Origin of the sequence: Paraburkholderia ribeironis, assembly GCF_900019265.1 — a bacterium.
Lineage (GTDB): Bacteria > Pseudomonadota > Gammaproteobacteria > Burkholderiales > Burkholderiaceae > Paraburkholderia > Paraburkholderia ribeironis.
On the sequence record NZ_CYGX02000045.1, the window covers coordinates 76,934 to 99,692 of the forward strand.

The 22,759-nt window shown below is 59.6% G+C and carries 20 protein-coding genes; 18 read left to right on the forward strand and 2 right to left on the reverse strand.

What is annotated here, in order from left to right:
• The first annotated feature begins 23 nt into the window (after positions 1-23).
• The 3 genes from BN2475_RS20230 to BN2475_RS20240 all read left to right on the forward strand — a co-directional run bounded on the left by BN2475_RS20230 (position 24) and on the right by BN2475_RS20240 (position 1,702).
• Entirely contained in the window at positions 24-962 is a 939-nt protein-coding gene (locus BN2475_RS20230) for a LysR family transcriptional regulator (RefSeq protein WP_094781273.1), read from the forward strand.
• Positions 963-1,067: 105 nt separating this feature from the next.
• Positions 1,068-1,247, forward strand: coding sequence for a hypothetical protein (locus BN2475_RS20235; protein WP_094781274.1), 180 nt, complete (start codon positions 1,068-1,070; stop codon positions 1,245-1,247).
• A 203-nt stretch (positions 1,248-1,450) separates the two neighbouring features.
• The gene (locus tag BN2475_RS20240) at positions 1,451-1,702 is read left to right on the forward strand and encodes a hypothetical protein (RefSeq protein ID WP_094781341.1); all 252 of its coding nucleotides are present in this window, start codon (positions 1,451-1,453) and stop codon (positions 1,700-1,702) included.
• 205 nt (positions 1,703-1,907) lie between these two features.
• Here the strand turns inward: BN2475_RS20240 and BN2475_RS20245 are convergent, their stop codons facing one another.
• Positions 1,908-3,926: an alkaline phosphatase family protein gene (locus tag BN2475_RS20245; RefSeq protein WP_094781275.1), complete on the reverse strand. Its 2,019-nt coding sequence runs from the start codon at positions 3,924-3,926 to the stop codon at positions 1,908-1,910.
• A 365-nt stretch (positions 3,927-4,291) separates the two neighbouring features.
• Complete coding sequence (locus BN2475_RS20250) at positions 4,292-5,725, reverse strand: aminotransferase-like domain-containing protein (protein ID WP_094781276.1); 1,434 nt, start codon at positions 5,723-5,725, stop codon at positions 4,292-4,294.
• Between the two features lie 95 nt (positions 5,726-5,820).
• Between BN2475_RS20250 and BN2475_RS20255 the strand changes: the two genes are divergently transcribed.
• The 15 genes from BN2475_RS20255 to BN2475_RS20325 all read left to right on the forward strand — a co-directional run bounded on the left by BN2475_RS20255 (position 5,821) and on the right by BN2475_RS20325 (position 22,405).
• Positions 5,821-6,756 (forward strand): DMT family transporter, encoded by a 936-nt coding sequence (locus BN2475_RS20255; RefSeq protein WP_218023708.1) that lies wholly within the window; start codon positions 5,821-5,823, stop codon positions 6,754-6,756.
• 6 nt (positions 6,757-6,762) lie between these two features.
• Positions 6,763-7,215: a M67 family metallopeptidase gene (locus BN2475_RS20260; protein WP_094781278.1), complete on the forward strand. Its 453-nt coding sequence runs from the start codon at positions 6,763-6,765 to the stop codon at positions 7,213-7,215.
• Between the two features lie 44 nt (positions 7,216-7,259).
• Positions 7,260-8,678 carry a molybdopterin-synthase adenylyltransferase MoeB gene (gene moeB / locus BN2475_RS20265; protein WP_094781279.1) on the forward strand — a complete coding sequence of 473 codons (1,419 nt, stop codon included), beginning with the start codon at positions 7,260-7,262 and terminating at the stop codon, positions 8,676-8,678.
• Positions 8,679-8,697: 19 nt separating this feature from the next.
• Positions 8,698-9,612, forward strand: a complete 915-nt coding sequence (locus tag BN2475_RS20270; protein WP_094781280.1) for a PLP-dependent cysteine synthase family protein — start codon at positions 8,698-8,700, stop codon at positions 9,610-9,612.
• Positions 9,613-9,673: 61 nt separating this feature from the next.
• Positions 9,674-10,396, forward strand: coding sequence for a serine O-acetyltransferase (locus BN2475_RS20275; RefSeq protein WP_218023709.1), 723 nt, complete (start codon positions 9,674-9,676; stop codon positions 10,394-10,396).
• Positions 10,393-11,124, forward strand: coding sequence for an alanyl-tRNA editing protein (locus BN2475_RS20280; RefSeq protein WP_094781281.1), 732 nt, complete (start codon positions 10,393-10,395; stop codon positions 11,122-11,124). Before BN2475_RS20275 ends, BN2475_RS20280 begins: the two co-directional genes overlap by 4 nt.
• A 351-nt stretch (positions 11,125-11,475) precedes the next feature.
• Positions 11,476-12,453, forward strand: coding sequence for a PhnD/SsuA/transferrin family substrate-binding protein (locus BN2475_RS20285; protein WP_094781282.1), 978 nt, complete (start codon positions 11,476-11,478; stop codon positions 12,451-12,453).
• Positions 12,454-12,631: 178 nt separating this feature from the next.
• Entirely contained in the window at positions 12,632-13,657 is a 1,026-nt protein-coding gene (locus BN2475_RS20290; RefSeq protein ID WP_094781283.1) for an amidohydrolase family protein, read from the forward strand.
• 61 nt (positions 13,658-13,718) lie between these two features.
• Positions 13,719-14,564: an amidohydrolase family protein gene (locus tag BN2475_RS20295; protein ID WP_094781284.1), complete on the forward strand. Its 846-nt coding sequence runs from the start codon at positions 13,719-13,721 to the stop codon at positions 14,562-14,564.
• Positions 14,565-14,659: 95 nt separating this feature from the next.
• Positions 14,660-15,940, forward strand: coding sequence for an MFS transporter (locus BN2475_RS20300; protein ID WP_094781285.1), 1,281 nt, complete (start codon positions 14,660-14,662; stop codon positions 15,938-15,940).
• 63 nt (positions 15,941-16,003) lie between these two features.
• Entirely contained in the window at positions 16,004-16,990 is a 987-nt protein-coding gene (locus tag BN2475_RS20305) for a DODA-type extradiol aromatic ring-opening family dioxygenase (RefSeq protein ID WP_094781286.1), read from the forward strand.
• Positions 16,991-17,029: 39 nt separating this feature from the next.
• Positions 17,030-17,887, forward strand: coding sequence for an HpcH/HpaI aldolase family protein (locus BN2475_RS20310; protein ID WP_094781287.1), 858 nt, complete (start codon positions 17,030-17,032; stop codon positions 17,885-17,887).
• The gene (locus tag BN2475_RS20315) at positions 17,888-19,432 is read left to right on the forward strand and encodes an acetolactate synthase large subunit (protein WP_094781288.1); all 1,545 of its coding nucleotides are present in this window, start codon (positions 17,888-17,890) and stop codon (positions 19,430-19,432) included. It abuts the gene before it with no gap.
• 28 nt (positions 19,433-19,460) lie between these two features.
• The gene (locus BN2475_RS20320) at positions 19,461-20,354 is read left to right on the forward strand and encodes a substrate-binding domain-containing protein (RefSeq protein WP_094781289.1); all 894 of its coding nucleotides are present in this window, start codon (positions 19,461-19,463) and stop codon (positions 20,352-20,354) included.
• Positions 20,355-20,494: 140 nt separating this feature from the next.
• On the forward strand, positions 20,495-22,405 hold the full coding sequence (locus BN2475_RS20325) for a hypothetical protein (RefSeq protein WP_218023710.1): 1,911 nt from the start codon (positions 20,495-20,497) through the stop codon (positions 22,403-22,405).
• The last annotated feature ends 354 nt before the right edge of the window (positions 22,406-22,759 follow it).

The window sequence follows — 22,759 nt, forward strand, 5'->3', positions numbered from 1 at the left end:
TGAACCCGAGTTATATCAGAGCCATGGAACTGAGCGACATCGACCTCAACCTGCTACTGCTTTTCCAGCGGCTGATGCAGGAGCGGCGCGTGGCGAGCGTCGCCGAGCAGATGAACATGAGCCAGCCCGGCGTCAGCAATGCGCTCGCCAAGCTGCGCAGCCGGCTCGGCGATCCGCTGTTCGTGCGCGGGCCCGGTGGTGTGGTGCCCACGCCGTTCGCGCTGCGGTTGGCGGAACCGGTCTCGCAGGCGCTCGCGACCCTGCACGCCGCGCTCAATCCCGTGACGGGCTTCGATCCGCTAGGGGCCACGCGCACCATGACGATCGGCATGACCGATATCGGCGAAGTCGTATTCCTGCCCGCGCTGCTTGAACGACTGTCGCGCGACGCACCGGGCATCGCACTCAATACGGTCCGCAACACAGGCGTCAATCTGAGCGACGAGATGGCCGACGGCCGGGTCGATCTCGCCATCGGCTTGCTGCCGCAACTCAAGGGTGGCTTCTATCAGCGCCGGCTGTTCGATCAGCGCTATGTCTGCCTGTTCAGGCGCGGTCATCCGCTCGAGGACGCGCCGCTCACGCTCGCCGCCTGGCGCGAAGCCGAGCATCTGGTGGTCGTGTCGGCCGGCACCGGCCACGGCCAGGTGGACGAATGGTTGAAACGGCGCGGCGTGCGGCGCCAGGTGCGACTGACGGTGCCGCATTTCATGAGCGTGGGCTACATCCTGCAACGCACCGATTTGATCGCCACTGTGCCTGAACAACTCGCCCTGCAATTGGCCAAACCGTTCTCGCTCAGCCTGCGCGCGCTGCCCATGAAGCTGCCGGGCGCGCCGATCCATCTGCTCTGGCACGCACGGGTTCAGCAGGACGAAGCCAACCGCTGGATGCGCGGGGTAGTGATCGATCTGTTCGCGGACACGGACAAACATGGGCTCGCAGCGAGGCCCGCAAACTGATGGCGAACTGATCGAATGCCGGTGCGCGACCGGTTACGTTCGGACACACTTCGTTGCGAATCGGAATCCGTGTGCCAACTACAATCGGCTCACGGGAGAAAAAACATGATCAGACTCTTGTGTGTCGTTGCGCTCGCGGCTGGGCTGTCGGGCTGCATTGTTGCTCCGCCGTATGGCTATGCGCCTGCGCCGGCCTATTATGGTTATGCGCCAGGGTACTACGTAGCGCCTTCAGTCGATGTCGGCATCGGTTTCGGCGGTTACGGGCACGGCTGGCACAGATAGCTTCATTGCGGCATCGGCTGCGTTGACGAACGTACCAGTCGAACCCAAACCAGCCACGACTATCTTCAAGGCGGTTTCAATCCATTGCCCTGACCATCGCTCTCTTGTGAGCGGCGGACGAGTCGTCGAAGCCTTCGAGCAAGTCATCCAACAGATTCTGCCCGAAGCGTGGCGTGGCATTTCTTGTGGGGAATATCAGAGTGATAAAGAAGACGAGAATTTCGATCATCCTGTTCGTACTGGCCGTGCTCAGCCCGCTGGCTCATGCGAGTCTGGCTACAGGTGCCCACGAGTTCAAGAACGACGTCAAGACGGCCGGAAAGAAAAGCGGGCATGCGGTGCGTGATGCCGCGCACGCGGTCGGCCACGGTGCGAAGGCGGCCGGCCATGCCGTCGCCGATGCAACGAAACACGGCTATCACGCAACGAAGAAATTCGTGACGGGGCACGCGTAAAAGTTGCTTCTCGAGCTCGAGCATGAACACTCTAAGGCTGCGCGAGCAGAGAGAGTGTTGGCGATAGAGCAGCGACCGCTATTTCATCAGCCTTCTAACGCAAATTGAGCGCTTGCGCATTCGCGCAAGCGCTCGGTCTGCAATTCAAAGCTCATACGACACGATCAGAAGTGCCGACCATTTGCGTCGACCGGTTCAAGTTTCTTCAGAACGGCCACCAGCCGAAGCCACCACTATTACCTTGTGCATTGTCGTTATCGTTATCGTGATCGTCCTGATCCCGGCCGAACCGGAACGAGTCGAACAGATCGCTGATAGCCGGCGCGTTGACCGGTACGTACGGATTGCCTGAGAGTTGCACAGGATTGGGCAGATTGTCACGGCTGCGCTGCGTGATCGGAGACAGCGCCCAGTTGCGATCGATGAACTTGACAATCGACGCATGATCCGAATATTCATGCACCACGCGGCCGCCGCGGGAATACGGTGACACCACGATCAGCGGAATACGCGGACCGTCGCCGAAGAAATCCACCGGTTGGATGTAGCCCGAATCGTAATAGCCGCCGCCTTCGTCGGTGGTGATGAGGATCGCCGTCGATGCCCACAGCGCCGGGTTGGCCTGGACTGCGTCGATGATCTTGTGCACGAACGCCTCATATAGACCGAACTTCGACGATTCGGGATGTCCGTCCAGCAGACCGCCCGGCTTCACGAACGACACGGCAGGCAAAGTCCCGGCCGTGATGTCCGAATAGAGATCGGTCGTGTCCTGCAAGTGCGCAGCGACAAGCGCCGGGTTGCTCATGATCGCGGTTTCGTAGAGGAACGGATTGCAGATGTTGCAGTACACGCTCGTGGGCAGATTGCTGACGAACGTCTTCCAGCCTTCGCCGTAGTACTTCCACGAGATGTTTTTCGCCAGCAACGAATCCGCGATCGTGCGTACCGGCGAAGGCGGGATCGTGAAGGCGCTGCTCGTGTTCACGCTGCCGTCGCCGTTATAGCCCGGGTTGTAGTTGTTGAGCAGGTAGTAAGTATTGGCCGCGCAGTTCGGATCGGGATGATAGGGCAGCGTGCCGAGGTAGTGCCGGAGCGCCCCAACACCGGGCTGCTTCGGGTCCGAACAATTACTATAGGTGCCGCCTGAGTAGCCATCCTGCGTGTACCAGTTGTTGGTCCCGGCCAGCGGATGCGGATTTTCGATCTGATCGGCGGGAGGGGTCGTGGCGTGACCGTTGCCGTCGGTGTAGTAGAGCGCGTCAGCCGTACCGATCATGATGCTGTTCGCACCCGTGCCACCCATCACAGGCTGGTGATAGTTGTCGCTGATCGTGTATTGACGCGCCAGTTCGTTGAAATAGGGCATATCACCGCTATTCACGTTGTAGTAGCCGAGTGCCGTCGAGCCTTCTGACGTGGTCTGGTCGGTGAAGTTGGCAGGCTTCGGCTTGCCGTTCGAGCCGGCGCCGATCGACGTTTCGACCCACACGAACAGATCCATTTTGCAGCCGCTGGGGTTGTCGTAGGTCGCGTGCGAGACGCTACAGTCCGACTGCTGCCAGTTCTGATAGAAACGGTGCACGGGGCTATTCATGTACTGATCGTAGTTCGGACCGACTCGCGAAATCTGATAGGGGCCATTCGGCAGGTTGAAGGTGTTTGCGCCAAAGCGGGTATCCGGTACCTGATGCGGCAAGCCCGACGCGCCGGTCGTCAGATGCACGAGATCTTGTGCATTGAGTGCCGCGCCTTCAGCAGCCTGAGCCGCCGCAAGGGTTGCGAAGGGCGGGGGGCTGGTGTCGCCCGCGGCGGTCGCCACGAAGCCCGTGTTGGGTGCCGGCAGCACGGTATAGGGCTTCTTGCCGGATGGGCTCAGCTCGAAGCGGTTGGGGTTGTCGGCGTTGGCGGTGTACTGTGCGGCCGCCGCGAAATTGGGCCCCGGTTTGCCGTCCTGCGTGATGATGCCTTTGGAGAGCAGATTCGATACCGTTTGCCCGCGCCGCGGCTTATAGGCGCCGAATACATGATCGAAGGTACGGTTTTCGCCCACGATTACGATCACATGCTTGATCGGCGAAGTGGTTTGAATGGAAACTGCGTTGGTTTGCTGACTGGCGGAAACGGAAGGGTAGAGAGCGGTGCCGACCGCTAGCGCAGCGGCGCTGCACGTGAGAAGGGCTTGCAGGATGGGCGTTCGTGGGACATTGTCAATACGCTTCATGTATCTCTCCAAACGGGGATTGGCGCCTGGCACGTCGAGCGACTGCAAGCGCAATGCGTCGCTTACCGGGCGTTGCTTTGCATTACCGCGTGTTACAACGGAGAGAAAGTTAGGCTTGCTATGTGTCCAACACGGGTTGGAAAAAAGTCCATTCTGCGTGAGTCATGTGACGTAACCGACGAAGACCTTTCGGATCCTTGCGAAATCATGTTGGAGTGCGACGGACGTGCGGACGCTCAATCGGTGAGTGCGGGTAAAAGGTGAATAGAGGCCATTCAATTGGCTTGAGAGCGAGAATCAAAAAGCGGCGGGGCAAAAAGTTAAACGCCTGATCGACCTTATCGCGACGCAACTTCCACTGCCGCCTACGAGAGCATGACCGGGGGCGATCCGGCGCCGTTGCGCAACACATCGGCCAGTGCCGCGAAGCCATCGCACAACATATGATCCCCGCCCGACGCATTGCTGACGCTGACGCGCACGCACTCGGGGAAGGTGCCCCGACTTACGCTGAACGCTTCCGCGGTAGAGATCAGATGGTTTTGTTGACGCAGGCTCCGGTCAATCTCGGACGCGCGCCAAGGCGCGGGAACGTCGATCCAGAAATGCGGACTGAACCGGTGCGTACGATAGATCACGCTCTCCAGTTGCCCAACGACCAACTCCTTGCGTCGATCGATCTCCTTCGTCTGCTCGTCAAGCAGCGAAAACGCCGTACCATCCTCGATCCACGCACTGGCGATGTCCAGGCTCAACGGCGTCGCCATCCAACAGGAGTTGCGGATGGCTGCCGTCAGGCGGCCCACCATCGACGCAGGCACATATACATAGCCTGCGCGAAGGCCTGCGGCAACCGCCTTGCTAAGACTGCCGATGACGACACCCCGCTCGGGCGCGAAGTGGCTAATGGGTAGCGGCCGCTCCCGCATCAGCACGGCATGCGTCTCGTCTTCGATGACGAGGAGATTGTGCTCGCGGCAAAGCTGCGCAAGCGCTTGCCTGCGCGCGACGGACATTACCGCCGTAGTCGGGTTCTGAATGGTTGGCGTACAGTAGAGAGCCGTGATCCGGTTGGTGCGGCAGAGCTCGTCAAGCGAGGCAGGCAGCAACCCTTCCTCGTCCATTTCCACACCGATGACTTTAATGCCCAGCAGACGCGCCACGCTGATCAGTCCCGGGTAAGTGAGTTGTTCCGTCACCAGCGTGTCGCCAGCGCGCAGCGTGGCCATGAGCACCGCAAGCAAACCGTGTTGACTGCCATTCACGCAGACGACCTGTTCCGCCAAAGGCCGAAAGTCACCATGCGCGAGCCATTGTGCGCCAGCCTGGCGATGGCGTAACACACCCGCATCGGGCGTATAGAGCAGCAACTCGCGCAGCCGCTCCGGATCACCGGCAAGCTGCGCCAGGTGCCGCGCCAGCTGGTCTGCCTCCATGCCGGGAATGTGCATGTTACGGCTCATGTCGTGGCAGGCGTCTGGCGCGCCAGGGAAGTTGCGAAAGCCGGCATCGCGGGGACGCTCCTGATCGCGCTTGCGGACAAACGTGCCATCGCCGACACGCGCCACGACCCACCCCATGCGCTCCAGTTCAGCGTAGGCGTGGCTAATGGTGCCAGCGGTGACCCCGAGTCTGTCCGCAAGGATGCGGTGTGGAGGCAGCTTGTCGCCAGGCCGAATGACGCCAGTGCGGATAGCCTCCTCGATTCCCTTTGCCAGGCGCTTGTACTTGACGCCGACTCCCTTGCCTAGCATGGCACGGTAAATTGAAACGGTGTCAATATTTCTTTTGACCGCCATATTGCCCTCGAATTAACCTGTCTATCAGGGTTAATGACTGATGCTGCATGCATGGAGTCAGTTCTAAGATACCAAGTTATTGGGAAATTGAAAGCATGTCAATTTCGGTGACAATAAACGGCGGAAAAACTGCGCGATTGACGGGTTTGGTGACCGCATTGCTCTTTCTGATTGTCTGCATCAGTTGGGGAACGACCTGGCTTGGCATTAAGATTGCGGTGGAGAGTGTGCCACCACTTACTTCGGCTGGTCTGCGCTTTCTCATCGCGTTTCCGTTGTTCTTGGCATTCGCCTGGATGCGTCGCGAGTCGATTTTTTTCCCGCGACAGCGATTCGGCTTTTTCGTCTTCGTCACGGTGTGCTACTTCAGCCTGCCGTATTACCTGCTGAACTACGGCGAACATTACGTAGCCTCGGGCCTGACTGCCTTGTTGTTCAGCACAATGCCCGTGTTCATTCTCATTTTCTCTGGTCTCTTTCTGCGAGAGCGGATCTATCTGTCGCAGGTCATCGGTATTGCGATAGGTTTCGCCAGTCTCTTCATGATCATCAAGACTCAAGGCTTGCACTTGGCCTATTCGGAATTGTCCGGAGTGTTCGCCATTCTGTTGGCCGCCGTGATGCACGCACTGTGCTACGTGATAACCAAGCAGCGTGGTGTCGGCATCAGTGTCATCACGTTCAATACGCTGCCGATCGGAATCGCCGGCCTGGGACTGTTTCTTGCCGGACTGCTCATCGAACATCCCGGTCTTGCTGCCGTCACCTCCCGTTCATGGGCGGCCCTAGCCTATCTTGGGCTAGCAGCTTCGGTTGGCGGATTCATCGTCTACTTCTTCCTGCTCAAGCGTCTAAGCCCGGTCGTGCTGTCGTTTGTGTTCATCATTTTTCCAGTGTTCGCTGTCTTCATTGGAGCTTGGTACGAAGGGATGCCGATTTCCCCAAACATGCTGCGCTACACGCTGTTACTACTGGCAGGCTTTGCGATCACCAAGCTGCCGCTGGAAAGGCTGCTGAATACTCGGGGATGAGCGAGCATGGACCTTCTGACTACACAGGTTCTCGATCTGATATATCGGCACGCCGGCCGCACCTATCCGAGCGAGTGTTGTGGTTTCGTACTCGCCGATGGAAGTGTCCATGAAGGCACTAACATTCAAGATGAAATCCATGCAGTCAATCCCGCAACTTACCGGCGCACTGCTGCTAACGGGTACACATTTTCCGTCCTCGATACTGTGTTTCTGAACAATAGCTTCCGGACTCAAAACCCCGTAATCGTTATCTATCACTCCCATCCCGACGTCGGCGCGTATTTCAGTCACGAAGACGTCGACAAGGCACTGTATGACGGGGAACCTATTTACCCGGTCGACTATCTTGTCGTCGACGCGATGGCCGGTGCCGCGCGGGGAGCGAAGTTGTTTCGCTGGCGCCGGGGACAATTTGTTTGCACAGGAGACTTCGATAGAGACCCCTGTATGAACTGAGGGTAGGTACCAGGTTAGGCCAGACGATGCAAGGAGACTGAAAAATGAAAACGGTTATCTTCCCGGAAGTATTGGCGCGAGCTGCAAAATTGAGCAGTAATCGCCTCATGGGGTATGGTGGAACAGTAGGCGAAGTAATTTCGGATGTCTGCAAAAAACATCCCGCCTTGAATGCTCATCTGTTCTACGATAACCGCGAATTCAAGGAACATTTCCTGTTGACGACCAAAGGCGTATTGGCCGAGCCAGATACGCCGCTATCAGGTGACGATGAGGTCGAAATCATGCTCGCAACTTCCGGGGGCACCGATCCTACAGGGCTCTCCAATGAAGAGGTCCAGCGCTATGTCCGCCAGATCACATTGCCTCATGTCGGTCGCCAAGGTCAGTTGCGCTTGAAACAGGCCAAAGTCCTCGTCATCGGCACAGGAGGATTAGGTTCACCGGTCTCGCTGTACCTGGCTGCGGTGGGTGTGGGCACCATTGGACTGGCCGACTTTGATTTGGTCGAGTCGAGCAATCTACAGCGCCAGATAGTCCACGGCTACAGCACGCTGGGTATGCCTAAGGTCGATTCAGCCCGGCAGCGCCTGCTGGACGTGAATCCCCATATCGAGGTTAGGACGCACCAGTGCGCTGTCAACTCCGAGAATGCTCAAGATCTGATTGGGCAATATGACCTGGTGGTGGACGGAACAGACAACTTCGCCTCGCGCTACCTCGTCAATGCGGTTTGTGTCAAACAGAACAAGCCGCTGGTATTTGGTGCAATTAACCGTTTTGATAGGCAAATCAGCGTGTTCAATCTCAATGGTGGACCTTGCTATCAGTGCCTTTTTTCCAAAAATCCGCCGCCAGAGCTCTCGCCCAGTTGCAATGCCGGTGGCGTGATAGGCGTCTTGCCTGGCGTGGTAGGCCTTCTTCAGGCAACCGAGGCCGTGAAGGTAGTTCTGGGCATAGGCGAATCACTGGCAGGACGACTGTTGCGTTTTGACGCCCTGCGCATGGCGTTTGACGAAGTAAAGTTCGGGCGCCGGAGTCATTGCCCGGCTTGCGGGGTAGCGTCCACGAATGCTCCATCAGTATCGGATGACGAGCAGGCATGCCAGTCTGCTCCGGTACTGTCGGAGCGACTGGAAGCCCACCGCTACATTGACCCAAACGGCTTGCATCAGATTATCGTTCGGGGCGGTGAAGGCTACGCATTGCTTGACGTGCGCGATGCAAACGAGCTTGAAGTCTGCCGGCTGCCGGGTATTCTCAATATTCCCTTGAGCGATCTCGACGATCGCATTGCCGAGCTTGACGTGAGTCGCCGGTACATCGTGGTGTGCTACGCGGGTGTGCGAGCCGAACGCGCTGCTGTGCGCCTCATGGGCGCGGGCTTCGACAAAGTCCAGGTCCTCGATGGCGGCATGAAGCGGTGGGCGAGAGACGTGGAACGTGATATGCCGATGTATTGAGAGGACGCAGAGGGGATGCATGGTCTTCGATTCAATTCTCGACGTGATAGGGCGAACGCCGGTGGTAAGACTTGGCAAGCTGTCGGCCCGCATTGGTGTCAACGTATTTGCAAAGCTGGAATCGTTCAACCCCGGAGGCAGCCACAAGGCTCGCATCGCCTTGGGCATGGTGCTCGATGCGGAGCGTAGGGGAGTATTGGTGCGCGGCACACGGCAGATCATTATCGAGCCAAGCGGCGGCAATACCGGCATCGGTTTGGCAATGGTTGGCAACATCCTGGGCTATCACGTGATTCTGGTCATACCCGATAACTACAGCCCGGAAAAGCGCAGGCTGCTGGATTTTTACGGTGCCGAGGTGGTGCTTTCAGACAGTCGTTTGGGTAACAACTCGCACGGAGAGAAGGCCATGCAGTTGCTACTCGAGAACCCTGGCTACGTAATGCTGAATCAGCAGCGCAATCCCGCCAATCCGCAAACCCACCGCCAGACTACGGCCCAGGAGATTCTGCTGGACTTCACGGATCAGCCGCCGGACTACTTTGTAGCGGGCATTGGAACTGGTGGTCATATAACCGGCATCGGCGAAGTCCTGAAGGAGCGTTGGCCGGCCTTGGCCATCTACGGCGTTGAACCGGACCAATGTGACCTTCTTAACGACAGGCATGCGCGGCATGACATTCAGGGACTCTCCATCGGTATCGTCCCGGAGATTCTCAACCTCTCGCTCCTAACCGGAATGGTAGGTGTGTCCAAAACGGAATGTATGACGATGGCACGTAGGGTAATGCACACCGATTCCATCAGTCTGGGTCTGTCGTCAGCGGCCAATCTGGTCGCTGTTGAGAAACTGGCGCCGATGATGCCTGAGGGGACATGTGTTTTGACGATGATTTATGACGGCATCGAATCCTATATAGGCGATTTCGAATAGGCGGCGCTTGGGGCCGAAATACCGCAGTCCTGCGGGGGCGATCCGGTTGGGGTTGTACGCAATGAAGAAAATTGTACGCAATTTGATGAATGCCGCACTGATGGAATGCTGTTCGCCGCATATGGTCGACCTGATCGTCAACGATGCTCGTTTCGATAGGGTGAGCCAGTGCTGCGAGGACGATCTGCTAGCCTTCGCAAGAAAAGACCCCGCGGCGCAGGGCCGTGCCAGCGATATCGCATTTGGCTACGGGTCGTACAAGGCTGTCCTGCATTATCGGATGGCCCACATGCTGCTCGATAAGATAATGACCGAAGGTGATCCAAGGCGCGAACTGGCAAGCGCGGCGATGCTGGTGTCTTCACGTGGCAAGTTCGTATCAGGTGCCGAAATTCACGCCAGATGCAAGATTGGACAGCGCTTTGTGCTAGATCATGGCTATGGCACGGTCATTGGCGAGACAACCGAGATCGGTGACGACTGCTACGTTCTAGGAGGAGTTGTGCTTGGCGCGACGGGGATATCCGGCAATCCGGAAGGCAAGCGCCATCCCACTATCGGCAATCGCGTCGAAATAGGCGCATTTGCCCGAGTGTTTGGCAATGTCATTATCGGCGACGACGTGTTCATCGCGCCGCATTGCGTGATCAAGAATGACATTGCCGCAGACTCGATTGTGACGTTGCGGACCGAATTGCAGGTGACCCAACGACGCTCCATGGCCGCATCCCGCGGCACTGCGGCAACTCGACCGACGCTAAAGTCGATGGAGATTTTACGATGAAGACCGAAGCATTGTTTCGTCAGGATGCCTACTTAAGAAGCTGCGAGGCACGGATCATTCGCGTCGATGGCGAAGGACTGCTGTTGGACCGAACCGTGTTTTATCCCCAAGGTGGCGGGCAAGCCGGAGACAGCGGATGGCTTACCCTGGACGACGGCACCCGGCTGCGTATCGCCGATACGCGCCGGGCAAAGTTCGACGGCTCGGGGCCCGACGATGCAATGCACATGCCGGATGTGGGTCAAGACTCGGTGCAGGCCAGGTTCGTGGAGGGCCAGCTTGTCTGTGCGGAGATAGATTGGGAACGCCGCTATCGGCATATGCGCTTGCACACGGCGGCGCATTTACTGTGCGCAGTCTTGCCATTCCCGGTTGATGGCTGCAGCATTACGGCTGACTACGCACGCCTCGATTTTGTCACCAGCGATCCGCTGGCGCGTGACACCATCGACGTTGCTCTTGCAGAACTGGTCGCCAGACGGGCGGTGGTGTCGATCGACACGATGACCGACGCGGCACTGGAGGCCAACCCGGACCTTGTGCGCACTATGAGTGTGAAGCCGCCGGTGGGGACCGGACGGGTTCGCCTGGTAAGAGTCGAGGGCGTGGATTTGCAGCCTTGCGGCGGCACGCATGTGGCCAACACGTCAGAAGTGGGCGCGGTGCGTGTCGCGAGGATGGAAAAGAAAACCGCGCGTACGCGCCGTGTCGTCTTGACGCTGGAATAGCGACAACGTCCATCATCCCGATCGCCACAGGCCGCCCGCAGCAAGCTCGCCTTGCGTGTCCTTCGCGCTGGGGGGCCGAACCCGTTGATCTGTTTGGCGTCCCCCAGGCGAGCGACCGAATCAGTCTTTTCCATTCCCCTCCGCCACTCCCCCACGCGCGCCAACAGCCCGGCCGTACAAGGCCGCAGCACGCGCTCCGCGCTCGTCCGCGAATCAAAAAAAGTGCCATTGAATCTACTTTTTGTGTAGGGACGCGTGGTCCTTCCTCAAATATTCTTACGCCATCGAGATGCCCCGTCCGGCGCTGGAGCTATCAACCAGGCGCCGGCGACGACTAATCCACAGGAGAGGATGTTGACCAAGAAAGTCCCGCTCAAGATCGCAATCGCTGAGCATCCGCACACGTCGGCCATCCGCAACGGGTCCATTCCCATCGAGGGCGTGGATGCCGAGTTCGTTACAGTCAAGCCGCAAATCGGCGCGTTCCGCCGTATGGTGCGTGATGTCGAGTTCGACGTTTGCGAACTGGCGCCGACCACCTACATCATCGCGCGTGCCTATGGCGCGCTGTTTGTCGGATTGCCGATTTTCGTCGTGCGACGTTTTCATCATGGCGGCCTGCTGGTGCGCCCGGACGCGGGGATCAAGATCCCGAAAGATCTCGAAGGCAAAAAGGTGGGCGTGCGCGCCTATTCGGTCACGACCGGCGTGTGGACGCGTCAGGTGTTGATCGACGAGTTCGGTCTCGATTCGTCGAAGGTCACATGGGTGGTCGACGACGAAGAGCATGTCACGCAGCTCAAGCTGCCGTCGAACGTCATTCATGCGCCGGCGGGAAGCTCGCTGGCGGAAATGATGGCCTCGGGCGAACTGTCGGCGGGCTTCGACGCGGCCGCAGGCATTGGCCGCACCGGCGCGCCGACGGGCGGCTGGCAGGAAGTCGAGGCCAACTATCCGGATCTGTTGCCGAACGCGGCGGAGCTCGAGAAGGAGTATTACGGGCGCACCGGCGTTTATCCGATGCACGGCACGATTGTCGTCAAGGACTCGGTGCTGGCTGAGCATCCGTGGATCGCGAAATCGATTTTCGATGCGTTTGCGCAGGCCAAGAAGGAATGGCTGGCGCGTCTCGATGCTGGTGAGGCGGTTAGCGCTAGCGACAAGAAGTACATCGCGCTGCGCGAGATCGTTGGACATGATCCGCTGCCGTATGGGCTTCAGGAAAATCTCAAGACGATTGAGACGCTGGAAGCGACTGCGTTCAAGCAGGGGCTTACGCCGCGGCGGATGTCTATTGGGGAGCTGTTTGTGGATCCGCTGGCTGGCTGATTTCGACGCAAGTGCGTTGTGTGGGATCGGAGTAAGTGCTTTGCATGGGACCAGAATAACGCGCTAAAGCGCGAACTCTGGTCGACAGCTAAAGCGCCAACTCTGATCGACCGCGACTGCGTCGCATGGGACGGGAGTAAGCGCTAAAGCGCCAACTCCCGTCGACAAAGGAACCAACATGATTATTGATTGCCACGGTCACTTCACGACCGTACCCGCTTCTTTCCGCGCCTGGCGCGCAAAACAGGTTGAATTCGCCAACGATCCCGCCAACGCCCCTTCGCGCGACGGCGCCTATGTGAGCGACGACGAAATCCGCGAAGCCATCGGCAACGGCCAGCTCAAGCTGCAACGCGAGCGCGGCAGCGACCTCACGCTGTTCTCGCCAATCGCCGGACTGATGAGCCACCATCTGGGCAACGAGCGCACGAGCCTGGAATGGGCCGAAGTCTCGAACGACCTCGTGTATCGCGTGACGGAACTCTATCCGGACAACTTCGCGCCAGTGTGTCAGTTGCCGCAATCCCCAGGCGTCGCGCCGGCGAACTCCGTTGCGGAATTGCGCCGTTGCGTCGAGCAAATGGGTTTCGTCGGTTGTAACCTGAACCCGGACCCGAGCGGCGGCTACTGGACCGGCAAGCCGATGACCGACCGCGAGTGGTATCCGCTCTACGAAGCACTGGTCGATCTCGACGTGCCCGCAATGATCCACGTCGCGGCATCGTGCAACCCGTGCTTCCACGGCACGGGCGCACACTACCTGAACGCGGATACGTCGGTGTTCATGCAGATTCTGCAATCCGACCTGTTCAAGGATTTCCCGACGCTGCGCCTCGTGATCCCGCACGGCGGCGGCGCGGTGCCGTATCACTGGGGACGCTATCGCGGCATGTCGCTCGAAATGCGTGAACGCCCGCTCGAAGGTCTGCTGAACAACATCTTCTTCGACTCGTGCGTTTATCACAAGCCAGGCGTCGAGTTGCTGACCAAGGTGATCCCGTCCGACAACGTGCTGTTCGGCTCGGAAATGATCGGCGCGGTGCGCGGCAAAGACCCGGCGACCGGCCAGTACTTCGACGACACCAAGCGCTATATCGACGCATGCGCGGCGCTGTCGGACCAAGACCGCTACAAGATCTTCGAAGGCAACGCACGCCGCGTCTATCCGCGCCTCGATGCGCGCCTCAAAGCGCGCGGTAAATAAGGGCAATCGGCATCGGCTCAAACCGCATGCCGCATGCAACGGCAAAAGCACAGAGACACTCATGACAATCGTTGATATTCACCCGCACATCATCTCCGACGACGAAACCAGCTATCCGCCGGCACCGTTGTTCGGCAAGCGCTCGGATTGGTCGAAGGAGCGTCCGACCACCGTCGAGACGCTGATCGCGGCAATGGATGCTGCCGGGGTCGCGAAGGCCGCCGTCGTGCATTCGTCGACCACCTACGGCTTCGACAACAGCTACGTGGTCGACGGCTGCGCGAAGTACGCGGACCGCCTGGTTGCCGTCGGCTCAGTCGACGTGCTGCAGGAAGACGCGCCCAGGCGCATTCGCGAATGGGTCGGCCTCGGCCTCGCGGGCTTGCGCCTGTTCACGGGCGGCAGCACCAAGGAGTTCGACCCGAGCGAGCTGGGTGATCCGCGTTCGTTTCCGGCGTGGGAACTGTGCGGCGAACTGGGCCTGCCGATGTGCATCCAGACCGGCCCGATCGGCCTGCCGCAGGTGACGACGCTCGCGAAGCGCTTCCCGAAGGTCGCGATCATTCTCGATCACCTGGGTCGCCCGGAAGTCGCGGATGGAGCGCCGTATGCGAAGGCGCAAAGCCTGTTCGACCTCGCGCCGCTCGAGAACATCTACCTGAAGCTCACGCCGCGCATCTTCGGCGACGTGAAGAAGGAAAAGGCGAGCGCCGAAACGTTCTTCCCGCGCGTGGTCGACGCATTCGGCGCAAAACGGATGGCGTGGGGCTCCAACTATCCGACCTCGCCGGGCACGCTCGCGGACATTCTCGCGACCGCCCAGGCAGGTCTGGCATGCCTGAGCGACGCAGACCGCGAGTGGATTTTCGGCAAAACCGCGCAGCAGCTGTATCCGGCCCTGGCCTGAAGTCCTGTCGCATTCGGGCCGGCCTTCGAGGGCGCCACAGGTGCTCTGCGGTGGCCGGCACGCGCAATTCAATCAAACTCAAGAGATAGAAACAGATGGAGACAGGCCAACCTGAACGGCCCGGGATCGCGAGCCGTTGGACCGTACTCGCGCTCCTTGCGATCGGAGTTCTGATTTCCTTTATCGATCGCACCAGTATTTCCTCGACACTGGCGGACGCAGGTTTCGTTCAACACTTTGCGCTCACGGACATCGATCGCGGCTGGATCAATGCGGCCTTCTTCTGGTCGTATGGCGTATTCCAGGTGCCGATGGGCTGGGTGGCCGACCGCTACGGCGTGAAATGGCCGTACGCAATCAGCTTCGCGCTGTGGTGCATCGCGACCGCGCTGATGGGGGCGGTGACGGCGCTCGCGAGCCTCGTCGCGATGCGGCTGATCATCGGCATGGCCGAAGCCATTGTGATTCCGGCGAGCTACCGCTGGATTCGCAACAACTTCGACGAAAGACAGAATGGTCTTGCGGTCGGCATCCTGGCGATGGGCAACAAGTTCGGTCCGGCACTCGGTGCACCGGTCGGTGCCTGGTTCATCGTCAATTACTCGTGGCAGGTCATGTTCGTCGCGACCGGCGTGGTTGGCTTGCTCTGGCTCGCTCCGTGGCTGCTGATGGTCCGCAATGACTTTCCGTCGGGAGTGGAAGTCAAGCAGAGGAATCGAAGCGCCCGCTCGGTCACGCTCGTCAGTATCTTGTCGAGCCCGGTCGTGTGGGGCGGCATGATCACCAACTTCTGCTACGGCTATTTCACTTTCTATTGCATGACCTGGATGCCTGCCTATCTGGTCGAGCAACACAACCTGTCGCTGTCGAGGTCCGGACTCTTCACCTTCTTCAGCTTCGCCGGGATCGCAATCGTCGCGGCGCTCGCGGGTTGGGCAGCGGACCGGATCATCGCGCGGGGCGCGAATCCTATTCTGGTTCGCAAGGCATTCATCATCGCGGGCTTCGTGGGCGGCTGCACCGTTCTGCTCGGCGCCTATGCGCACTCGCTCGACATGGCCCTGTTCTGGAATGTGCTGTCGCTATCGCTGCTTGGCCTGACCACTGCGAACAACCTTGTGCTGTCCCGCCTGAGCTTGATCCCGAAGCAGGCGATCGGTCTGGTCACGGGCGTGCAGCAGTTGGCCACCAGTCTCGCGGGCGGCGTGGCGGCAAGCCTGTCGGGCTGGCTACTGCACGTCAGCGGAAGCTACGACCTGCCGATGATGGTGATTCTGGGCTTCCTCGTTGTCGGCGCGCTGGCGACGGCGATCCTGTATCGGCCCGAATGGGCGCCGAAGGTGAGCGACGCGCCGGGTTCGCTGCGAAGCGCCTAGACATCACGGCATGGCCGGCACAGCCGGCCCTGTTGAACACACCAATTCACTGAGAAACCACACATGGCGAAGATTGTATTCGGGATGGCGGTGCCGCATAGCGGCATGCTGGGCCAGGCACCGGAAGACTGGCTGAAGAACGGCGAGCGGGACCGCAACAACCCGGAATTGTGGTATCGCAATCGGACCTGGACTTACCCCGAGCTGGAAGCGCACCGCGAAGCCGCGTTCGACAAATTCCTGACGCTCGAGGAGCGCACTGCGCGCGCCGCACGCTGCCGTACTGCGCTCGACACAATGGCCGCCGCCTACCGTGACGCCAACATCGATGTCGCGATCGTTCTGGGTAAGGATCAAAAGGAAATCTTCACGGATTTCTCGCCATCGATCGCTATCTACAGCGGTGAAGAAGTGCACAACGGTCCGCCGCAGCGCGCGGTCTATGCACCGGACCACCACGTCACGCACAAGTGTCATCCGAAGCTGGCCACGTATCTCATCGAGCACTTCCAGCGCGAAGGTTTCGATCTGACCGATCTCTTTGCGTGGCCCGATAACGTGTGGATGAAGCCGCTGCCGGAGTATCCAGTGGTGCCGCATGCGTACAGCTTCGTTTATCACCAGATCATGGGCGATAACCCGCCGCCGCATGTGCCGATCATCATGAACTGCTTCTACCCGCCGACGCAGCCGTCGATGTCGCGTTGCATCGAATTCGGACGGGTGCTGCGTGATGCGATCAATGCATGGCCTGACGATGTCCGTGTCGGCATCTTCGCTTCGGGTGGCCTGTCGCACTTCGTCAACGACGAGGAGTTCGACCACCGCATCATGAAGATGCTGGCGAGCTATGACTATGACGGCCTTGCAGCGGTGGATAACCGCTCATACCAGTCGGGCACTTCCGAAATCAAACTCTACGTGAGCGTGATGAAGGCGGTCCAGGAAACCGGCGCCGAGATGACACTGGTGGACTACGTCCCCTGCTGGCGCACACCCGCCGGCACCGGCGAAGGCATGGGTTTCATGTACTGGAAGTCGGCGGACTGATCTGGCCTCAGCTGCCCAATTCACGAGAGAGAAAAGACTATGAGCGACACCCGCCTCAACGGCATCATTCGCGCGTTCGAATCCGGCAAGCCCGCTTTCACCGCATTTTCCAAGTTGGACAAGCAGACCGCGATCGAGATGAGCGATGCCCCGTATGACGGCATCATCTTCGAGATGGAGCACAACCCGTACGACGTGACGGCACTCGGCGACGCGTTGCAATACTTGCTCAACCGTAAGCAGATTGCCGAGTCCGGTTCGGTCGCGCCGCGCGTCACACCGATTGCCCGTATTCCGGCCAATGGCGCGGAAATGAATCAGGCCTTCGCCAAGCAGGTGCTCGATCGCGGCGCCTATGGCGTGGTGTGGCCGCATGTGGCGACCGTCGAGCAGGCTTATAACGCTGTCGCGTCGTGCCGCTATGCACGTCCGAAGAATGCGCCGCTGTATGAACCCAAGGGCGTGCGCGGTGACGGCCCTGCCACGGCGGCGCGCTACTGGGGATTGAGCATGGCCGACTACTACAGGAAGGCTGACGTGTGGCCGCTCGCGCCGGAGGGCGAGATTCTCGTCGGGCTGATGTGCGAAAGTACCCAGGCGATCGAAAACCTCGACGACATTCTGTCGAATGTGCCCGGCATCGGTTTCATCCTGATTGGCGAGGGCGACCTCAGCCAGGAACTCGGCTTTCCGCGCCAATACGAGCATCCCGAAGTGCTCGACGCGATGCGCAGGATCGTCGCAACTTGCCACAAGCACAACGTCGTGGTCGGCAATCCACATGTCACCGCCAAGAATCACGAGCGCCTGCTCAAGGAAGGGTATCGCTTCCTGATGTCGGCTCCGCAACGCAGCTATGGCGTTGTCGGCGCGGCGCGCGAGTTGGCGGGGTATTGAATGAACGGAGCCGAAAGCCTGGTCCAGACGCTCACCGATCAGGGCGTCGATATATGTTTCGCGAACCCGGGTACCTCGGAGATGCACTTTCTGAAGGCGCTCGAAAATCCGCGCATGCGCAGCGTGCTGTGTCTTTTCGAGGGCGTGTGCACAGGCGCTGCGGACGGCTATTACCGGATGAAAGACACGCCAGCGTCCACGCTGCTGCATCTCGGGCCGGGACTCGCGAACGGCTTGGCCAATATTCACAATGCCAAACGGGCATCGTCGGGTATGGTCAACATCGTGGGCGAGCATTCGGCGTCGCATCTGAAATATGATCCACCGCTGACGTCCGATATCGAGGGCCTCGCACGACCGCTGAGTCACTGGGTGCGTCGCGTCGAGTCGCCGCGTGCGGTGGCGTGGGACGTTGCAGCCGCGGTAAGCAAGGCAAGCGAATATCCGGCGCAAATCGCGACGCTCATCCTGCCCGGTGACGCCTCATGGCAAGACGCGGGCGAGCCGGTCGCGCCGCCGCGCACGGTTGCCGTGGCGAAGACGCCGGACGCCGCGCGCATCGATCACATTGCGAAGGTGTTGCGCTCGGGCGAGCCAACCCTCGTCGTGCTGGCCGGTCGCTCGACCCGCGGCCGCGCGCTCGAACTGGCAGGCAAGCTGAAGGCGGCGACAGGCTGCCGCCTCGCGACGCAATTCTTCAGCGCGCGGATCGAACGCGGGGCAGGGCGGGTCACGCTCGAGCGTATTCCGTATGCAGTCAATGCGGCCGTCGAGTATCTGAAAGGCTTCCGGCACATCATCACGGTCGAGACGACCGAGCCGATCGCGTTCTTCAGTTATCCTGACAAACCGAGCCTGCTCAAGTCGCCGGGCACCAGCGTTCATGCGCTGGCGGAGGTGGGCGAAGACGGTGCCGCTGGCCTCGAAATGCTGGTCGACGCGCTCGGCGCGACCTACACCCCGGCCGTGCTCCAGCAGCGTTCGACCTCCGCGCCGCCGACCGGCGCATTGGGGCCCGCAAGCATTGCCCAGGCGCTGGCTGCCGCGCTACCCGAAGACTGCGTCCTCGTCGACGAATCGCTGACCACTGGCCGCGAGACGATGGGGCTGACCGTGGGCGCTGCGCGTCACGACCTCATCAATAACATGGGCGGCTCGATCGGCTATGGAACGCCGGTTGCGACCGGAGCCGCGCTGGCCTGTCCTGATCGGCGCGTGTTCTGCATGGTCGGTGACGGCAGTGCCATGTACACGATCCAGTCGCTGTGGACGCAGGCGCGCGAAGGTCTGAACATCACCACGATCATCTTTGCCAACAACAGCTACGCCATTCTCAAAGCCGAGTACGCCCACATGGGCGCCGGTGCGCCGGGTGAGCGCGCGCTCGCCATGATCGACATTGATCGTCCGCGGATCGACTGGTTGGCGATGGCGAAAAGCATGGGTGTGCCCGCTGTCGCCGTCGAAACAGCGGAGGCTTTCCACAAGGCCATGGCCGACTCGGTGCACGAGGCTGGTCCGTGTCTGATCGAGGTGAGGCTGTAATTCTATTCAAGCATAAGGACGCACATCAATGACAACGATCCTCACTGAGGTGCCGACGCTGCGCACCAATCTGGCTGACTATCCGGTAACGAAAGCGATGAAGGATGGCCGCGTGACGTCGGGCATCGTGAAGCTCGACTATTGCGGACCCACGCCGGCACATAACGGCTTCAAGGCGATGGTTCGCGAAAACAGGTTCGACGCCGGCGAACTGGCGATCGTCACCTTTTTGCAGGCCAAGGCCTATGGAAAGCCTTATGTGCTGTTGCCGACGCCGATCTCGGGGCGCTTCCAGCATCATTGCGCCGGCTTCAACATCGACTTCGGACACCTCAATCCCAAGGATATCGAGGGCAAGAAGGTCGGCGTTCGCACCTATACGCAGACGACCGCGCTCTGGATCCGCGGCATTCTGCGTCACGAATACGGTGTCGATCTCGACAAGGTGACCTGGATGACGCTCGGTGACGGGCACCTCGCCGAGTATCGCGATCCGAATAACTGTGTGCGTTTGCCCGCAGGCTCGTCGATCCCGCAGATGATGCTCGACGGAGAGCTGAGTGCGGCATTGCTCGGCGAAGACATGCCGAAGGACCCGCGTGTGCGCACGCTCGTTCCCGATGCGCAGGCCGCCGCCAAAGACTGGTTTGCGCGTGAAGGGGTAGTGCCGATCAATCACATGTTCGTCGTGCACGAGGACATTTCGAAGCAGCGTCCGGATGTGGTTCGCGAACTGTACCGGATGATCGTCGAGAGCCGCTCGCTCGCTGAAGGCGTGCCGGCCGTGTTTCCGCCGATCGGTCTGGAGGCGAACCGCAAGGGGCTGCAATTGGCGATCGACTGGGCGCTCGACCAGAAGATCATTCCACATCGCCTGTCGGTGGATGAACTGTTTGACGACGTCACGGCCAACCTGGGCTGAGTGATGACGGAAGGAAGAGCGGAATCTGGGAGCGAGCGGTAAGAAACGAGACCACAACGCGTCGACAAAAGTGGCGACGCAAAAGCAAATGAGCGGTTTCACACCGCTCAACTACTTATAACTAACGGAGGCATTTCGCTGTGTCTTTAACTTCTTCTTTGAAGAAACTCATGGCTTGTACAGCCATCGGGGGCGCCTGGATTTTCATTTCGACCGGAGCGAGCGCCGCACCGGATGGAACTTTGTTGCTCAACCGCCTTGGGCCTGTGACTTCCGATCTGTATGTGGCGAATGCGGACGGTACAGATGAGCACAAGTTGATTCCGACCGCAGGTTTTGATTACCACGGTTCCTTTTCGAAGGATGGTCAGTGGATCGTCTTTACTTCTGAGCGTGACGGCCTGGGCCAGTCAAATCTCTATCGCGTCAGGGTGGATGGGACGGGCCTGCAGCAACTCACCAATCACATTGCGCTTGACGATGCCGCCGTCTTTTCGCCGACCGACCCTAACGTCATCGCATTCGTCTCGTCACGCAGGGGCGCGCAAGATTTCGGCACGACCAACATCTGGACGCTGAATATCGCAACCGGCGCGCTGAAGAACGTGACCGGCGATCTGAAATTCGATCCGAGCAAACCCCATAGCTATTTCAGACCCTACTGGTCTCCGGACGGCAAGTGGCTTGCACTCTCTTCCGACATTGGTTCCGAGTGGCGCGGCCACAATCTGCCGGTCGGCTGGGAACGCACGCAGGAAAGCAGCATCTATGTCATCAGGCCCGATGGCTCTGGCTGGAAGAAAATTGCCAGCAATCCCGGCTATGACGAGGGTTCTCCGTCCTGGTCACCTGACGGCAAGCGGGTAGTTTTTTATGAAACTCCAGTCGAGTCGACCTGGGGCGCACACCGTCCGGAGGGGATCAACTCCGTGAGCTCGCAACTGGTGTCGGTGGATCTGTCCGGCCTCGCCAGGACGACATTGACAGCAACCCCCGGCTTCAAGGTATTCCCGCAATATCTGAGCGACACCAACGTGGCGTATCACGTCAAGGGCGGTGAGACCGAAGGTATCTATACGACGGCCGGCACTTTCCGCTCGACCAGCAACACGGGTATCCGTTCGCCGCGTTACTCGGCAGACGGCACTCGAATGGTCTATGAAAAGATCACGATGCGTCCAGCCCGCGCAAATGGAACGACGCTATTCAGCTTCGATCCTGCGTGGAACTATCGATACATCGACGTCTTTCCGCAGCTGTCAGCGGATCGCCAGAAACTGGTGTATACGGAAAAAGCAATCAACTCTTCCATTGCCATCATCAATCCGGACTTTAGCGGCTATACGCGTATTTACGATCCCGCTACGAGCGGCCTGAATCCGGTTATGGTCAAGCAGGGACTGGCCGGTGCATTCCAGCCCACCTGGTCGCCGGATCGGCAGTGGGTGGCGTTTGGTGTGGGTCAATGGTTCTTCACGCGCGCTGCGGGTCCTGGCCAGATCGTGCGTATCAAGGCTGATGGCAGCATGAACGGCCACCCGGAAGTGTTGACCGATGGCTCTATCAATTCGGGCTACCCGAGCTACTCGCCGGATGGGAAAAAGCTCGTCTACCGCGTGTGGAGTGCCAAAGTGCAAGGGCTGCGCATTCTCGATCTGGATACGCGCGTAACCACCGTCCTGACCACTGAGCCGGACAACCTGCCGGGCTGGTCGCCGGATGGCAGCAAGATCGTGTTCACACGCAAGGAAATCAATCCGGATGATCCTAACAAGTTCCACTATGACGTGTACACAATCAAGCCGGACGGCACGGACCTGAAGCGTTTGACGACGCCCGGTGCGAACCAGGGGCATGCGACCTGGACCTGGGATGGCCGCATTGCGTACAGCTCCGGCGTCTATGGCTTCCGGGACGAACTTGCACTGTATGACAACACTTTCCAACCTGACGGCCAGAACTGGGTGATGAATGCTGACGGGTCCGATCAGCATCCGATCACGGATACGTTGTGGGAAGAATCGATGCCGTTGTACATCCCCAACCCTTGATCTTTTCATAGTGTCGGTATGACAAAGCGCCGTGCGAAAAGCACGGCGTTTTTTTTGGCTCTGAGACATGTTGGAACGGTACTGAAAGCAGTTCGCGAATCGCGCGTTGCGGAGATACACGAATATCCGGTGCCGTTGAGCGTGACGCGCGACTGACTCCGGTTCTGGAGAGGCGCCAGACGGAATCGGCGGCCCCGTGCAATGAGCACCGACTGCTCTGAAAGCCCCTTGCAGTGAAGTTCCACCTGCATGCGCCTCGCGATCATGATCCTCGCGACGTCGGTTCAGGCGTCGTTGGAAATCGATCGTTGAGTGAGGTCAGAGTCGCCGTTACGCGACCGAGAAGGCGTGCGT